The organism is Acidovorax sp., from assembly GCF_046294525.1.
Classification (GTDB): domain Bacteria; phylum Pseudomonadota; class Gammaproteobacteria; order Burkholderiales; family Burkholderiaceae_C; genus Acidovorax.
Map to the genome: position 1 here is coordinate 212,851 of NZ_JBKBKQ010000004.1, position 15,893 is coordinate 228,743.

At 65.9% G+C, this 15,893-nt stretch carries 13 protein-coding genes; 5 read left to right on the plus strand and 8 right to left on the minus strand.

Features of this window, described 5'->3' with window-relative positions; all coding sequences use genetic code 11:
• Nucleotides 1–10 precede the first annotated feature (10 nt).
• From yaaA to queF, 3 genes are all read left to right on the plus strand, one after another.
• Nucleotides 11–796: a peroxide stress protein YaaA gene (gene yaaA, locus ACK4HJ_RS06975; protein ID WP_409829171.1), complete on the plus strand. Its 786-nt coding sequence runs from the start codon at nt 11–13 to the stop codon at nt 794–796.
• A 36-nt stretch (nt 797–832) separates the two neighbouring features.
• Nucleotides 833–1,762, plus strand: coding sequence for a 2OG-Fe(II) oxygenase (locus tag ACK4HJ_RS06980; RefSeq protein ID WP_409829173.1), 930 nt, complete (start codon nt 833–835; stop codon nt 1,760–1,762).
• A gap of 123 nt (nt 1,763–1,885) precedes the next feature.
• Entirely contained in the window at nt 1,886–2,731 is an 846-nt protein-coding gene (queF, locus tag ACK4HJ_RS06985; RefSeq protein WP_409829272.1) for an NADPH-dependent 7-cyano-7-deazaguanine reductase QueF, read from the plus strand.
• A gap of 74 nt (nt 2,732–2,805) precedes the next feature.
• Here queF and ACK4HJ_RS06990 read toward each other — a convergent pair whose 3' ends face one another.
• The 7 genes from ACK4HJ_RS06990 to ACK4HJ_RS07020 all read right to left on the minus strand — a co-directional run bounded on the left by ACK4HJ_RS06990 (nt 2,806) and on the right by ACK4HJ_RS07020 (nt 12,244).
• Nucleotides 2,806–4,365 (minus strand): methyl-accepting chemotaxis protein, encoded by a 1,560-nt coding sequence (locus ACK4HJ_RS06990; protein ID WP_409829176.1) that lies wholly within the window; start codon nt 4,363–4,365, stop codon nt 2,806–2,808.
• A gap of 158 nt (nt 4,366–4,523) precedes the next feature.
• On the minus strand, nt 4,524–5,741 hold the full coding sequence (locus ACK4HJ_RS06995; protein WP_409829274.1) for a Y-family DNA polymerase: 1,218 nt from the start codon (nt 5,739–5,741) through the stop codon (nt 4,524–4,526).
• A 146-nt stretch (nt 5,742–5,887) separates the two neighbouring features.
• A complete protein-coding gene (locus ACK4HJ_RS07000; protein WP_409829179.1) occupies nt 5,888–7,159 on the minus strand; it encodes a type II toxin-antitoxin system HipA family toxin in 1,272 nt (423 codons plus the stop codon).
• Nucleotides 7,156–7,599, minus strand: a complete 444-nt coding sequence (locus ACK4HJ_RS07005; protein WP_409829182.1) for a helix-turn-helix transcriptional regulator — start codon at nt 7,597–7,599, stop codon at nt 7,156–7,158. The genes ACK4HJ_RS07000 and ACK4HJ_RS07005 overlap by 4 nt, the downstream gene beginning before the upstream one ends.
• 141 nt (nt 7,600–7,740) lie before the next feature.
• Nucleotides 7,741–9,438, minus strand: a complete 1,698-nt coding sequence (locus ACK4HJ_RS07010; RefSeq protein ID WP_409829185.1) for a thiamine pyrophosphate-binding protein — start codon at nt 9,436–9,438, stop codon at nt 7,741–7,743.
• Between the two features lie 95 nt (nt 9,439–9,533).
• Entirely contained in the window at nt 9,534–10,709 is a 1,176-nt protein-coding gene (locus tag ACK4HJ_RS07015) for an NAD(P)/FAD-dependent oxidoreductase (RefSeq protein ID WP_409829188.1), read from the minus strand.
• A complete protein-coding gene (locus ACK4HJ_RS07020) occupies nt 10,709–12,244 on the minus strand; it encodes an aldehyde dehydrogenase family protein (protein WP_409829191.1) in 1,536 nt (511 codons plus the stop codon). The genes ACK4HJ_RS07015 and ACK4HJ_RS07020 overlap by 1 nt, the downstream gene beginning before the upstream one ends.
• 233 nt (nt 12,245–12,477) lie before the next feature.
• Here ACK4HJ_RS07020 and ACK4HJ_RS07025 point away from each other — a divergent pair, with 233 nt between their 5' ends.
• A complete protein-coding gene (locus ACK4HJ_RS07025) occupies nt 12,478–13,395 on the plus strand; it encodes a LysR family transcriptional regulator (RefSeq protein WP_409829194.1) in 918 nt (305 codons plus the stop codon).
• A gap of 66 nt (nt 13,396–13,461) precedes the next feature.
• On the opposite strand, the gene ACK4HJ_RS07030 is transcribed toward ACK4HJ_RS07025, so the two are convergent.
• Nucleotides 13,462–14,508 carry a hypothetical protein gene (locus ACK4HJ_RS07030; protein WP_409829197.1) on the minus strand — a complete coding sequence of 349 codons (1,047 nt, stop codon included), beginning with the start codon at nt 14,506–14,508 and terminating at the stop codon, nt 13,462–13,464.
• A gap of 386 nt (nt 14,509–14,894) precedes the next feature.
• Between ACK4HJ_RS07030 and ACK4HJ_RS07035 the strand changes: the two genes are divergently transcribed.
• Nucleotides 14,895–15,887 (plus strand): c-type cytochrome, encoded by a 993-nt coding sequence (locus tag ACK4HJ_RS07035; RefSeq protein ID WP_409829200.1) that lies wholly within the window; start codon nt 14,895–14,897, stop codon nt 15,885–15,887.
• The last annotated feature ends 6 nt before the right edge of the window (nt 15,888–15,893 follow it).

The following is a 15,893-nucleotide window of genomic DNA, read 5'->3' on the forward strand; positions in this document are numbered from 1 at the left end:
ATCGCCCACCATGCTGTACCTGCTGTCCCCCGCCAAATCGCTCGACTACGACACGCCCCTGCCAGAAGGGCTGCCCCACACCACCCCGCAATTTGTGCGCGAGGCTTCTGCGCTCATTGAGGTGCTGCGCCAGCAGGCACCGCAGGACATCGCCTCGCTGATGGACCTGAGCGACAAGCTGGCCGCTCTCAACGTGGCGCGTTACCAAGCCTGGCGGCCCCGCTTCACGGCCAGCAATTCGCGCCAGGCGCTGCTGGCCTTCAACGGCGATGTGTACGAAGGGCTGGACGCCCGTACCCTGGGGCCGCAGGACCTGGACTGGGCGCAGAGCCATGTTGCCATCCTGAGCGGCCTGTATGGCGTGTTGCGCCCGCTGGACCGCATGCAGCCCTATCGTCTGGAGATGGGTACGCGGCTGGCCACCGACATGGGCAGCAACCTCTACCAGTTCTGGGGCAGCCAGATTGCCGAGCACCTCAACACCCGGCTGCGTGCCGACACGACACCGGTGGTGGTCAACCTCGCGTCGCAGGAGTACTTCAAGGCCGTGGACCGCAAGGCCCTCAAGGCCCGCGTGATCGAATGTGTGTTCGAGGACTACAAAGGCGGCAGCTACAAGATCATCAGCTTCCACGCCAAGCGCGCCCGGGGCCTCATGGCCCGATACGCCATCACGCACCGCATCGCCGCACCCCATGGGCTTGAAGGATTTGATCTGGACGGCTACGCGTTCGCACCGGCATCATCCGGACCTGAGCGCCTGGTCTTCCGGCGCAAGGCAGCACCCACTGCCTAGGTTTGCCCCTCCTTTCTGCGTTGATGAAGGACCGCCATGACTCCCACAACGACCCACGGCCCGGCCGCTACCACCGCTTCCACCGCAACCGCTGCCAGAGACGACCGCACCAGCGCAGCGCGCCAGGCCATCACGCCCGAGCTGCGCCGCTGGATCATCGAACAGGCGCAGGCCGGCTATGCAGCGCCCGTGGTGCTGCAGTCCATGCGCGACGCCGGCTGGGACGAGGACGTGGCCACCGATGCGCTGGAGATCACGCTGCAAGACCACCTCAACGAACTGGCGGTGCAGCAGGGACAACCCTCCGGCGTGCCCGTGCCCGAGCCCGACTTAGGCGAGTCCCCCGCGCAGGTGGACTGCGGCGACCGCACGGTGAACGTGCTGCTGGCCGTCGCCCAGCCCCGCGTGGTGGTGTTCGGCAACCTGCTGTCGCCCGAAGAATGCGATGCCCTCATCGCCGCCGCCGAGCCTCGCATGGCGCGCTCGCTCACCGTGGCCACCAAGACGGGCGGTGAAGAGATCAACGCCGACCGCACCAGCGACGGAATGTTCTTTCAGCGTGCGGAGAACGCGCTGATCGAACGCATCGAAAAACGCATTGCGCGCCTGCTGAACTGGCCGATCGAGAACGGCGAAGGCCTGCAGGTGCTGCACTACCGTCCGGGCGCCGAATACAAACCCCACTACGACTACTTCGACCCCGCCGAGCCCGGCACGGCCACCATCCTCAAGCGCGGCGGACAGCGCGTGGGCACGCTGGTGATGTACCTCAACACGCCGGAAAAAGGTGGCGGCACCACCTTTCCGGACATCCACGTGGAGGTTGCGCCGCAGCGCGGCAACGCCGTGTTCTTCAGCTACGACCGGCCCCACGCTTCCACGCGCACGCTGCACGGGGGTGCGCCCGTGATCGCCGGTGAAAAGTGGATCGCTACCAAATGGCTGCGCGAACGCGAGTTCAAGTGAATTGGCGCTCCCGCTTTACAAAAAATTCAAGCAAAAATGGGCTCTAGCGCTTATCCATAAAGCGCTAGCAGCTATAAATTAATGAGCAAATCACCTTCCACCCTCCCTCACCCTGCACCGGCCGTGAACACTCCCGAACAATCGCAGCTGGGCAAGGCGTCGGCCTATATCGACCAGTACGACGCCGACCTGCTATTCCCCATCCCCCGCGCCGGCAAACGCGCGGAGATCGGCATCACCGGCTCAGCACCCTTCTTCGGTGCAGACCTGTGGACGGCATTCGAGCTGTCGTGGCTGAATGCGCGCGGCAAGCCGCAGGTGGCGCTGGCGCACATCACCGTGCCGTGCGAGACGCCCAACATTGTCGAGAGCAAGTCGTTCAAGCTCTACCTCAACAGCTTCAACAACACGCGCTTTGCCGATGCGGCCGAGGTGCAGGCCCGCATCCGCGCGGACATCAGCGAAGCCGCATGGCGCGGCGCCGAGCACCCTGCCACCGTAGGTGTGAAGCTCATCAGCCCTGAGCTGTTCGACCACGAACCCGTGCACGAGCTGGACGGCCTGAGCCTGGACCGGCTGGACGTGGAGTGCACGCAGTACCAGCCCGCACCCGAGCTGCTCACGGCGGAATTCAACGAAGCGCCGGTGACCGAGACCCTCACCAGCAACCTGCTCAAGAGCAACTGCCTGGTGACCGGCCAGCCCGACTGGGGCAGCGTGCAGATCAGCTACAGCGGCCCGCAGATCAACCAGGAAGGGCTGCTGCAGTACCTGGTGAGCTTTCGCAACCACAACGAGTTTCACGAGCAGTGTGTGGAGCGCATCTTCATGGACGTGTGGACGCGCTGCAAACCCATCAAGCTCACGGTGTATGCGCGCTACACGCGCCGGGGCGGGCTAGACATCAACCCCCTGCGCACCAGCCACCCACAGGGCCTGCCGCGCAACGTGCGCACAGCGCGGCAGTAGGCCAACAGACCAGATGGCCGGCCGGCGGACACGCAGCCAGCTGCCCATCCCTAAATCCATCTGTGGCTGTGGCGTCAACCCAGCCGGAACACGTCCACAGACCGGCCCAGCGACTCGGCGCTCTCCTTCAGGCCCTGCGCTGCGGCGGCCGACTCTTCCACAAGTGCCGCGTTCTGCTGCGTCACAGTGTCCAGTTGCGTCACGGCCTCGTTGACCTGCGCGATGCCTTGCGATTGTTCGTGCGTGGCACTGCTGATCTGCTGGACCAGGGCGCTCACGCGCCCCACAGCGCTGACCACGCCTTCAATGGTTGTGCCCGCATGGTCCATTTGCTGGGCACCGCTGGCGATCTGGTCCACCGTGACGCCGATGAGCGCGCTGATCTCCTTGGCCGAGCTGGCGCTGCGCTGCGCGAGCGCCCGCACCTCGCCCGCCACCACCGCAAAGCCCCGGCCTTGTTCGCCCGCACGGGCTGCCTCCACGGCAGCGTTGAGCGCCAGCAGATTGGTCTGGAAGGCGATGCCCTCGATCACACCCACGATCTCGCTGATCTTGGTGGACGATTGCTTCATCTGCTGCATGGCCGCGCCCACCTCTTGCACCGCGCGTCCGCCGCGTGTGGCGATATCGCTGCTCTGCGCGCTTTCGTGCGACACCTTGGCCGCCGTTTCGGCCGTCTGCTGCACGGTGCTGGCCAACTGCTCCATGGATGCAGCCGTCTCCTCCAGGCTGCTGGCCTGGGACTCCGTACGGGCAGAAAGGTCCAGGCCTCCACGCGAGATTTCATCGGCAGACTCGATGAAGTTCCGCACCTCCGTGCGCACGTCGCCCACCACCGCGCGCAGGTTCACCTGCGTCTGTTGCAGACGCTGCATCAACGCGCCCAGAGGCTGGGGGTAATCCGCACTGACGGAGGTGGCCAGGTTGCAGGCGGAAATATCGGATGCGAACCGCGTGGCGTCGTGCACGCCCTGCAGCACCAGGGCCTGAAAACGCCACAGCGTCCACCCCGCTCCCAGCAGCAACAGCGCCAGGCGGGTTACCCAGGCAGTGGTCCCCTGCAGGCCCAGCACATCTGGCACGAGGGCTAGCACCACCACCATGCTCAATAGCAAGGCCATGCGCGGCAGCAGCGCCATCTGTGACAGGCCTTGCAGCCAGCCACGCAGGCCACGGTGGCGCACCACGCCAGATTCCAGCGTGAAGCTGCTGGCGCCCGCGCTGGCCTCTGTGCGCATCTGCGCATAGAGCGCGTCGGCAGCCGCGACCTCGGCAGCGGCAGGCTTGGTGCGCACCGACATATAGCCCCGTGGCTTGCCGCCCTCCATGATGGGAGTGACGTTGGCGCGCACCCAGTAGTGGTCGCCGTTCTCGCGTCGGTTCTTGACCAGGCCCGTCCACGGCTCGCCCCGGCCAATCGTGCGCCACATGTCCTTGAATGCCTCGGAGGGCATGTCGGGGTGGCGGATAAGGTTGTGCGGCTGGCCGATCAACTCCTCAAAGCTGTAGCCGCTCACACGCACGAATGCGGGGTTGCAATGGGTGATTTCACCCTTGGTATTGGTGCTGGACACCAGCAGCTCATCGCCCGGAAAGTCGAAGTTCTGCTGTGTCACAGGCAGATTGATGCGCATCGTTTGCTCCTGGAATGACTGCGGGATCGGGGGACTGCGCGGCCGGGTTGTTGAAGTGTTTGTAACCGCTTGATACCAATCAAGTCTAACGGCGTATGCGTGGGTTTTTGAGCCAAACCCGCTCACAACGACAGGCCGGAAAAATCAGGAAGCCTCACTCAGAACAACTGACCTGTTTCCATCTCGCCACCCCTCGCTCCCGCGTCTCTTCGTGCGGCTGCAGAGCGGGCCGTCCTGGGCTCTAGCGCGGGTTCTTCGCCACGCACCGCCAGCCCGCTGGCCCGCACGCCCAACAGCCTCAGGCGCTTGTCCAGCGGCACGCGCTTGAGGCACTGTCCGGCCAGCTTGCGGATCGTGGGGCCGTCGGCGGTGAAGAAATCCACGGTGTGGTCGCGCGTGGCGATCTTGAAGTCGTCGTAGCGCAGCTTGATGCCGAAGGTGCGCGCCACATAGCCCTTGCGCTGCAGGTCCGCCGCCACGCGCATGCACAGGTCTGTGAAGATGGCCGACAGCTCGGCTCGGTCGCGCACGGCGTGCAGGTCGCGGTCAAAAGTCGTCTCGCGGCTCATGCTCACGGGCTCGCTCTCGGTCACCACCGGGCTGTCGTCGCGGCCCCAGGCTACGCGGTGCATCCACGCGCCGGTGGACTTGCCGAAGTGGCCGATGAGCCATTGCTCGTCCTGCGCGGCCAGTTGGCCAATGGTCTCGATGCCCAGCCGCGCCAGCTTCTCGCCCGCCTTGGGGCCGATGCCGTTGATCTTGCGCACGTTCAGCGGCCAGATCTTGCTCTGCAGGTCTTCCTCGTAAACGATGGAGATGCCGTTCGGCTTGTTGAACTCGCTGGCCATCTTGGCCAGCAGCCGGTTGGGCGCCACGCCGATAGAGCAGGTAAGGCCCGTCTTTTCAAAAATGCTTTTCTGGATGAGCCGCGCCAGCACCCGCCCCCCCTCGCGCTGGCCGCCGGGCACGTCGGTGAAGTCGATGTACACCTCGTCCACGCCGCGGTCCTGCATTACGGGGGCTATCTCCATGATGGTGCTTTTGAACAGGCGTGAAAACCGCCGCACCTCGTCAAAATCCACCGGCAACACAATGGCTTGCGGGCACAGCTTGGCAGCCTTCATCATGCCCATGGCCGAGCCCACACCGAACTGCCGCGCGGGGTAGGTGGCGGTGGTGATCACGCCCCGGCCCACATAGTCCTTAAGCAGCGGGAAGTCCTCCACCGGGATGAAATGCCGCTCGCGCAAACCCGTGCCATCCGGGCCTTGCAGCAACAGTTCATCCACCTTGCGCCGCCCGCCTCCAATCACCACGGGCAGGCCCTTGAGCTGCGGGTAGCGCAGCAGCTCGACGGATGCAAAAAAGGCATCCATGTCGAGGTGGGCGATGCGGCGCAGCCGCTGCTGCCCTTCGCGCTCTGGCGGGGCAGGCGCTGCGGGCTTGTGGTCGGAAGAATCGGGCACGCCCGCTATTGTGCGCTGCAGCGTGACAGGCTGCTGCCATGGGACAACAAGCGCGCTTATCGAAAGGCCTGCCGCTGGCGCAGCAGCGCGTCTCGGTCGATACTGGCGCGCAGCAGCTCCATGTCGGCGGCGCTCACGCCCTGCTGCACGAAATGCGCGGCCCACCCATCGACCACCTGCACCACCTGCCGGATCAGCTCAATGGCCCGCGGCCGCTTGATGCCGAACTCGCTCAACTCGGTCAGCGCGTTGTCCAGGCTGGACTCCGCCCCCGCAATGCCAACGGCCAGGGCCTGGTAGCCCAGATTTTGCAAGGTGGGCACCACGTCATAGGCCGGGGTGAGTTCGTAGTAGCCGTTCAGCCCCAGGCGCACGCTGTGGTTTCGCTCGTGGTCGTCGGTGTTGTCCATCAGGATGTTGAACACCATGCGCTGGAACAGCTCCTCGCGCTGCGCCACCTGCCCTTCGGGGTGCGCCAGCCGCAGCAGGACGGTGGCCAGCGCGCCGTAGCTCTCGGGCAGCCGCGCCGCCCGCAGCAGTGTGCGGGCCGAGAGGCAGTGCAGCCGATAGGGGCCCACGCGGTCAAAGCGCTCGATGGTGAGCGCATGGTGCGCCTTGCCGTGGCGGGCTGGCAGCGGCAGCACGCCCGTGGTGGCCACGCGAATGCCTGCGCAGGCGGCCAGCGTCATGGTGGCGTGCTCCACCAGAGGCGTGTCCACCGCATCGTCCAGCTCGCTGAACTTGACCACGCAGGCGCCGGCCTCGGTCTGCAGCAAGGCCTTGGGCCGGGCGCCACCCAGCGTCACGCCGGGCTGGATCAGGCGCTGCATGTCGGCAGTGACCGGGGCCTGGGTTTGGAGGTCCTCTACCGCGGCGCTCAGTTGCGCCAGGTCGCGCACCTGCGGGTAGGGGCCCAGCAGGCGGGGCACGTAGCGCACGGCAGATACCGAAACGCCTAAAGCGCCAAACCTGTCGTCGCCGGCAAACAGCAGCATCTCCAGGATCGACAGCCGCGCAGGCCGGTCCACATGGCGGATGATGCGCTCGCCCCAGCGGTCGGGCCGCGCATCGTCGATGGCCCCCGGGGCGCTGCCGCGCTCGCCGGCGGTGAACTCCTGCCCCGCCACCAGCGGCAAATCCTCGCTGAGCGGAAAGTGCCACCAGTCCTGCGCGTACCGGAAGGTGGCGCAGTCGGCGACTAGGTGCGACAGGCGCAGTTCCCCCACCAGCATGGGCTGGGCGGGATTCACCAACGCCCAGACATAGAGCTGGTCCTGCGGTAGATAGCTGCGGGCGGTGACCGGGCCCGTGCGCTTCGCGGATTTCATCGCGCAGCCTTGGCGCCCGGGTTCAGCAACGCTGCCAGTCCCGCGGCTGCGCCCTGGAGCCCCACCTCCGAGGCAGCCACCGGCGCGCGGGGGCCCGCCGCGCCGGAAAAGCCCGCTGTGCGCGAGCGCGACCGGGGTTTGCGCACCCGGCTCACTTCGCGCTCCAGCGCCGCGCTGTCGTGTTGCGGTGCCACGAGATCGGCCACCGCCACGGCCGGATTCACCAGCCACATGCACATCACATAGCTGGCCATGGCCACGGACGGGTCGCCGCGTTCAATGCGTGCCATAGTGGGCTGCGATACCCCCAGGCGACGCGCCCATTCAGCTTGCGTCTCGCCCCGCCGCTTGCGCGCAATGGAGATGTGCTGGCCTAGCAGCTCAATCTGCTGCAGGACGGCTTGCGGATATTCCGCCGGGGGCGTCACCTGTTTTGGCATTCATAGATAGTAGCAAAGTCCGATTTTCATGCAACTCTATGAATAAAATCTCAGCCAGAGACAGTACGCGTTGCGAATCAACTATTCAATTTATTCATAGAAATTTGTTTTTCGGCTTCTACACTATTTCTATGAATTAAATTACCGTTTAGCCAGCGCCGCGCTGCGAATGCCCTGCAGCGTGCCCGTGGGCGTGATGGCCTCAGGGTTGATCAAACAGTGCAGCACGCTGGGCAGGCCGCTGGCGCGTGCGCGGGCCAGGGCGGGGGCAAACTCTTCCGTCCGCTCAACCCGCTCGCCGTGGCCGCCAAAGGCGAGCGCGTACGCCTTGAAGTCCGGGTTCTTGAGCTGTGTGGCGCTCACGCGGCCGGGGTACTCGCGCTCCTGGTGCATGCGGATGGTGCCGTACATGGCGTTGTCGAGCAGCACCACGATGATGGGCAGGCCGTACTGCACGGCAGTCGCAAACTCCTGGCCGTGCATCAAGAAGTCGCCATCACCCGCAAACACCACCACCTCGCGCTCTGGCCACAGGCGCTTGGCACCCACACCGGCCGGCAGGCCATAGCCCATGGAGCCGCTGGTGGGCGCGAGCTGGCTGGCATAGGTTGTGAATGGCCAGAAGCGGTGCACCCAGGTGGCGAAGTTGCCCGCACCGTTGCAGAAGATGGTGTTGGGCGGCAGTGTGGACTTGAGGTGCTGCATGACCTGGCCCATCTGCAGTTCGCCCGGAATCTGGATGGGGTTGGTATCGCTCCACAGCACATACTCAGACCGCGCCATTTCGGCATGGGCATGCCACGCCACGGGCGTTGCGGGGCGCACGCTGGCCAGCGCGGCAGTGAACGCTTGCGGGGTGGCGTGGATGGCCAGGGCGGGCCGGTACAGCTTGCCCAGCTCGTCGGCGTCGGCATGCACATGCACCAGTGGCTGCGCGGGGTTGGGGATGGCAAACAGCTCGTAGCCCTGCGACGGAATCTCGGACAGCCGCCCGCCCACCACCAGCACCAGGTCGGATTCGCGGATGCGCGCCAGCAGGCGCGGGTTCACGCCCAGGCCCAGGTCGCCGCCATAGCACGGGTGGTAGGCCGGGAACAGCATCTGCCGCCGGAACGAGCAGTACACCGGCAGCGACCAGGCCTCGGCAAAGGCCACAAACTCGCGCACAGCCTGCTCGGACCAGCGGCTTCCGCCCAGGATGGCCACGGGCTGGTGTGCAGCTTTCAGGCGCTGGGCCAGCTCGGCCATCTGCGCGGGGCCGGGGTGCGTTTCGGTGACCTGGTAGGGCAGCGCATCGGCCACCGTGGCGGCTTCAGTCAGCATGTCTTCGGGCAACGCCACCACCACAGGGCCCGGGCGGCCCGAGGTGGCCACATGGAAGGCACGCGAGATCAGCTCGGGCACACGCGCCGGGTCGTCAATCTGCACCACCCACTTGGCCATGGTGCCGAACACGGCGCTGTAGTCCAGTTCCTGGAACGCCTCGCGGCCCATGGCGTTGCGGGCCACCTGGCCCACGAACAGGATCAGCGGCGTCGAGTCCTGGTGCGCGATGTGCACGCCGGCCGACGCATTGGTAGCGCCCGGCCCGCGTGTCACAAAGCAGATGCCCGGCTGGCCCGTGAGCTTGCCCTGCGCCTCGGCCATCATGGCCGCGCCGCCCTCCTGGCGGCACACGGTCACGCCGATGTCGGCATCGTGCAGGGCATCCAGCACGGCCAGATAGCTCTCGCCCGGCACGCAAAAGAGCTGCTTCACGCCATGGGTGATGAGCTGCTGAACGAGGATCTGGCCGCCCGTGCGGGCAGTTGCAGGGGCGGGGTTCTGTGGGGTGGTCATGGCGTTGGTCACAGGTGGAAATTCAACAGACAAATCGTACAAAGGAGCGCAGCCGCAAGCTGCCACCGGGCAGGCCGCAGCGCCGTGCTGCATGTTCAGATCACATTCTTCTCCAGCAGGGGCTGCCCGCGTGCGATGCGGCCGATGGACAGGGGCGACAGGTCCATGCTCTGGTAACGGCCGGTCAACAACCATTCGGCCAAGCCGCGCCCTATGGCCGGGCTTTGCTGCAGCCCATGGCCCGAGAACCCGTTGGCGAACACTAGGTTGTCGCAGGCGGCGTGCAGGCCCACCAGCGCATTGTGGTCGAACGTATTCATTTCATAGTAGCCCGCCCAGGCACCCTGCATGCGCAGTGCCTCAAAGCCTGGGATGCGCTCGGCCAGCGTCGGCCAGATGTAGCTGTCAAACGCGTCGTAGTCGGGCTCCAGCGGGGCAAAGTCGGCGTCGTTGTCGGCCTCGGGCGCAAAGCCGCAGATAAAACCTTTGCCCTCGGGCCGCAGCCAGATGCCGCTGCTGTCGATGAGGAGCGGGCAACCCGGCAGCGCTGCCGGGCTGGCCAGGTTGAACACCGTGCGGCGCTTGCCCACCACGGGCAGATCAATACCCGCCCAGCCGGCAATAGCAGCCGCCCACGGGCCACCCGCGTTCACGGCGTAGCGGCAAGGCAGCACGGCGCCGCTTTGCAAGCGCACCGCTTTCACATGCACAACGCCATCGCTGCTCACGGTGTCCAGCCCCACCGCCTCATCGGCCACGTAGCGCACACCCTGGCTTTGCGCCTTCTTTCGCAGCGCCGTCAGCAGCAGGTACCCATCGAACCAGCCCTCACCCGACAGACCCAGCGAGCCCAGCACCACGTCCTGCAGTGCCAGCCAGGGAAAGCGTTCGGCCAGCTGCTGCGGGCTGAGCAGCGCTACATCGGCACCGTGCTGCATTTGCAGCGCGTGGTTCTCGCGCAGCGTGGCCTCACCGGCGTGGGTGGCCAGGTACAGGTAGCCACCTTCGTGCAAGCCAATGTCGGGCACATCGCCATGGCACGCCAACAGCGCGCCCACGTTGCGCAAAAAGCCAATGCCAAATGCCGAAATCTGGATATTGATGTCGGTAGAGAACTGCTGTCGGATGGAGCTGGCCGACAGCGCTGACGAGGCGCGCGTGTAGGTCGGGTCGCGTTCGACTACCACCACCCCACAACCCGGGTGCTGCAACGTGAGGAAGTAGGCAATGGCGCTGCCGATGACGCCGCCGCCGATGATGACGATGGGCATCACACGTCAAACTTCACGCCCTGCGCCAGCGGCAGCGCATTCGAATAGTTGATGGTGTTCGTCGCCCGACGCATGTACGCCTTCCAGCTGTCCGACCCCGCCTCGCGCCCGCCACCGGTTTCCTTCTCGCCGCCAAACGCGCCCCCAATCTCGGCGCCGCTGGGGCCGATGTTCACATTGGCAATGCCGCAGTCTGAACCCGCTGCGGACATGAACAACTCGGCCTCGCGCATGTTCAGCGTGAAGATGGACGACGACAGGCCCGCGCCCACGGCGTTGTTCATGGCAATGGCCTCATCCAGCGTGCTGTAGCGCACCACGTACAGGATGGGCGCAAAGGTTTCGTGCAGCGCGGGGCCTTCGTGTTTTTGCAGCTCCACCAGAGCGGGGCGCACGTAATACGCATCCGCACCGCCGATGCCTTCCACAAGGCCGCCCCCGTGCACGGTGGCGCCCAGCGCGCGGCTTTGTTCCAGCGCCTTTTGCATGCCGTCAAACGCCATGCGGTCAATCAGCGGGCCCACTAGCGTGCCCGCAGTGCGTGGGTCGCCCACCTGCACGTTGGCGTACACCTTGGCGAGCTGGGGCACCAGCTGGTCGTAAATGCTCTCGTGCACGAACAGACGGCGCAGCGTGGTGCAGCGCTGGCCGGCCGTGCCCATGGCCGCAAACGCAATGCCGCGCAGGGCCAGGCCCAGGTCGGCCGTGGGCGCCACGATGGCCGCGTTGTTGCCGCCCAGCTCCAGAATGCCGCGCGCAAAACGCGCTGCCAGGCGCGGGCCCACGGCACGGCCCATGGCGGTGGAGCCCGTGGCCGACAGCACGGGCACACGGGCGTCATCCACCAGCACCTCCCCGATGTCGCGCTGGCCGATGAGCAGCTCCAGCAGGCCTTCGGGCGCATCGCTGCCGAAGCGTGCAAGGGCGCGCTGCGCGATGGCGTGGGTGGCCAGTGCGGTGAGCGGCGTTTTCTCGGACGGCTTCCACACCACCGAATCACCGCACACCAGCGCCAGCGCGGCGTTCCACGACCACACGGCCACGGGGAAGTTGAAGGCCGAGATCACGCCGCACACGCCCAGCGGATGCCAGGTTTCCATCATGCGGTGGCCGGGGCGCTCGGTGGCAATCGTCAAGCCATACAGCTGGCGCGACAGGCCCACGGCAAAGTCGCAGATGTCGATCATCTCCTGCACCTCGCCCAAGCCTTCGGACGGGATCTTGCCCGCCTCGATGGTTACAAGCAGGCCCAGGTCGGCCTTGGCCGCGCGCAGCTCTTCGCCCAGCAGGCGCACCAGTTCGCCCCGGCGCGGTGCGGGCACATTGCGCCACGCCTGGAAGGCCGCATGCGCGCGGCCAATCGCGGCCGTGGCATCGGCCGGCGACGCCTGCGCCACCGCACCAATCGCCTCGCCCGTGATGGGCGAGCGCACCGGCAGGCTGCCGCCCGAGTACGCCCTGCGGGGCACGCCCAGGCGTTGCAGCAGTTGATCAACTTCGGTCACCAGGGGGGCGGCGGTGGGGATGGCGGACATGGCAGGACTCGCTACGGAAGGAGGAATAAGAGAAACAGCCAGACGTCGGGACTGCCCGGCAACACGCCACTATCGCCCCATCCGCCCCGCCCTGCATAGCAAAAAAATGGAACGACTTGATCACAAAACGGAATTAACTGGCCGCACAATAGCATAGCACCTGGCGCTTACCCTAAAAGCGCCAGCAGCCCAAAACAATTCAAGTTTCCGCCCTCCCATCATTCCCCTCACGCATGACCCTGCTGCGCCGCGCCTTCTTGCCGTCCACCGCTGATCTGCTGGCCTTTGAAGCGGCCGCGCGCCACCAGAGCGTGTCGCGCGCGGCCGAAGAGCTGCACCTCACGCAAAGCGCCGTGTCGCGCCAGATCCGGCAACTGGAAGAACAGCTGGGCACCGCCCTCTTCCACCGCGTGCGCCAGCGTGTGGTGCTGACGGACGCCGGCCGCGTCTATGCGGCGGACGTGCAGGCCGTGCTGCAGCAGCTGTCGGCCAGCACCCAAAAGGCCATGGCATTCGCCAGCACCGACGGCCTGCTCAACCTGGCGGTGCTGCCCACGCTGGGCACACGCTGGCTCATCCCGCGCCTGGGGCGCTTCATGGAGCTGCACCCGCAGGTCATGGTGAATTTGTCGGCGCGCACCGAGCCCTTTGACTTCACCGGCACGCCGTTCGACGCCGCCATCCACTTCGGCGCGCCGCACTGGGCCGGCGCCGTGTGCGAATACCTCATGCACGAAGAAACCGTGCCGGTGTGCAGCCCCGCCTACCGCGACCGCCACCATATCCGCACTCCGCAAGACCTGGCGCGCGTGGTGCTGCTGCAGCAAAGCACCCGCCCCACGCAATGGGCCGAATGGTTCGAGTTGGTGGGCGCCCCCACCGCCCTGGCCTTGCGCGGCCCGCAGTCCGAACACTTCGCCATGATTGCGCAGGCCGCCGTGTCGCACCTGGGCGCGGCGCTGCTGCCGCGCTTTTTGATTGAGCAGGAGCTTGCGACGGGGAGCCTGGTGGAGCTGTCCGACCAGGTGCTGACCAGCACCGATGCGTACTACCTGGTGTACCCCGAGGCGCGGGCGCAGACGCCGCTCGTGAAGGCGTTCAGGGACTGGGTGGTGGGAGAGTGTGGGGGGCAGCCGCAGGGGGCGGCATGAGGCGGCCCACCCGCCGCCGCTGGGTGGGACCCCGGTGAAACGATCCGTGCGCCCGCAACAAAGTCCTCAAGTCCTGCGGAGCGAACGCAATGCCTCAAAGGCGGCTGCCATTTGGTCAGGATTCATCCCTTCGGCACGGCGCCGCCGCATGAGTTGATCAAAGCGCGCATCCAGATCAGGCACCTCGGCGCAATACGCCAGGGCCAGATTGGCCAGATAGGCCTTGATGTAGATGGGATGGCGGGGCTCAAAAACGTCATACGCCAGGAAATCTGGCAGCGTTTTGCACTGGTCCAGCACGGGCAACAACTCGGCCAGCAGCCAATCGCCCAAGGCGGGCAAAAAGCGCTCCAGTCCGGCCACCCCCGAGACGAAGTAGCTGCGGGATGTCGGCTTTGCAGGCGAGAAGCGGTGCAGGAAGGCATTGATCTGCGGCGTGTCCACAACGTCGAAGCGAATGCTGGTCTGCGGCGCACAGATTTTGGCTACCGGGTCGGGCAACGCTGGCGTAATGCTGCAAAACACACTTGCAACAACCTCCGGATCCGCGTCCCCCCGCCACTCGACCAAAATGCGCTGCTCGCCCAACAGCGTGTGCCGAACCAACTGCGTCAGCACCTGATTGCCGCGCCGCGGTGGCGTTTCCAAAACAAAACCATGGGGCTGCAATCGAGGCAAAACAAGCGCCCGAAAGCGCCCCTGCACATCGAGCGACCCGGATGGCGCGGGCGGGGCAGCAACCGGCCGATGAACCAAGCGCTCACGGCCCGCCTCGGAAAGCCGCCAGGGCCCAGGCACAAAACACTCCCCGGCCTGCTCGTCGTAAACGCTCAGCCCCAAGTTCACCGCCTCATCGATCAGCCGCGGATAGAAGTTGCCAGGCAAAGTGCTGGCCAGCCCCAACGACCAGACTCTTTCATCAAGAACACCATTCGGCGCATCCAGCGACCAATCAGACGCAAGTTCCGGCATGAAGGCATGAATGCGTCGCGCAAGCTCTACAAAACGCGGGTTCGGTGGGGCAGGCTGATCAACGAGGCGATTCAACACGGATTGGGCCTCCGTCAAGGTCGCCGGGGTGGGTTGCTCCCATATGTGAATGACATAGCTCATGAATACGCTTCTCCTCGCAGGATTGTCTTATCTTTGACGGGGCCTGTTTGCGCACAAGCGCTTGGAGGCGCCTTCACAGATGGCCAAAGGCAGAGTGTGCAAGCCCTCTGCGCCACCTCATGAGATGCAGCAGAGGCAGCCGGACACGGCCCGTACCGGCATTCCGCGTGTTCGGAAAACTCAGACCACTGACGTCAGAAGGCCATGCTCTCACCCCGAGCGCACCCCAGCCCCAAGTCGAAGGCAGTCGTGTGAAAAATGTCACCAGCAGTATCAGACCCTTCGTGCGCAGGGTGTCCCAAATGCCTTCGACAACTTCAGAATCCGCCGCTCTGGTTCTGTGAACCTGTTTGTTGAAAAAGAAAGCATTACAAAGGCACCCCACTATGAAACGCTGGATGAAATGGACCGCTGGCAGCGCACTGCTGCTGGGCCTCATCGTGGCCGCCGCGGCAGCCAGTGGCCTGTACCTGGCCGAGCAAAAACGCAACCGCTACATCGACATCAAGCCCCGCCCCGTGGCCTATACCACCGATGTGCAGACCATTGAGCGCGGCAGGTATCTGTATGCGTCGCGCGGCTGCACCGACTGCCATGGCGCGGAGGGCACGGGCCGCGAGTTCGTCAACGACGGCAAGGGCACCCGCCTGGCGGGCCCCAACATCACCGCGGCCGGCGTGGTGGCCCGCTACCAGCCCGAGGACTGGAACAGCGCCATCCGCCACGGCGTCAAGCCCAACGGTCGGCCCCTGCTGGTGATGCCTAGCCAGGACTACAACCGCTTAACCAACGACGACCTGAACGCGCTGGTGTCGTACATCCGCCAGTTGCCCGCGCGGCCCGGGCTGCAGGAGGCGGTGGTGGAGCTGCCGCGCCCCGCATGGGTGCTGTACGGCCTGGGCGCCATCCCGGACGCGGCAGCGCGCATCGACCACCAGCTAGCACCCTCGCGCCCCGTGCCTGCAGGAGTGACGGTGGCGAACGGGCGCTATGTGGCCAACATGTGTATCGGCTGCCACGGCGCCGACCTGGCGGGGGGAAAAATTCCGGGTGGCCCGCCGGACTGGCCCGCTGCATCCGACATCCGCCCGGGCACGGCCAGCGCCATGGCCCGCTACGCAAGCCGCGCAGATTTCATCGCGATGCTGCGCAGCGGAAAGCGCCCGGACGGCAGCCCCATCCAGGTGATGCCGTTCGAGTCGCTGGGTCAGCTGAGCGACGTGGATGCGCAGGCATTGCACCTGTTCTTGACTACGCCGCCCGGCGCCGCAGCCGATGGTGCAGACGGCGCTGCTGCCACGGCACCACCGACCGCAGCGCCTGCACGATCGGCACCCTCGGTGTCATCGCTATCTTCAGGCCTGCGGATGCCGGGCTGACGCGGG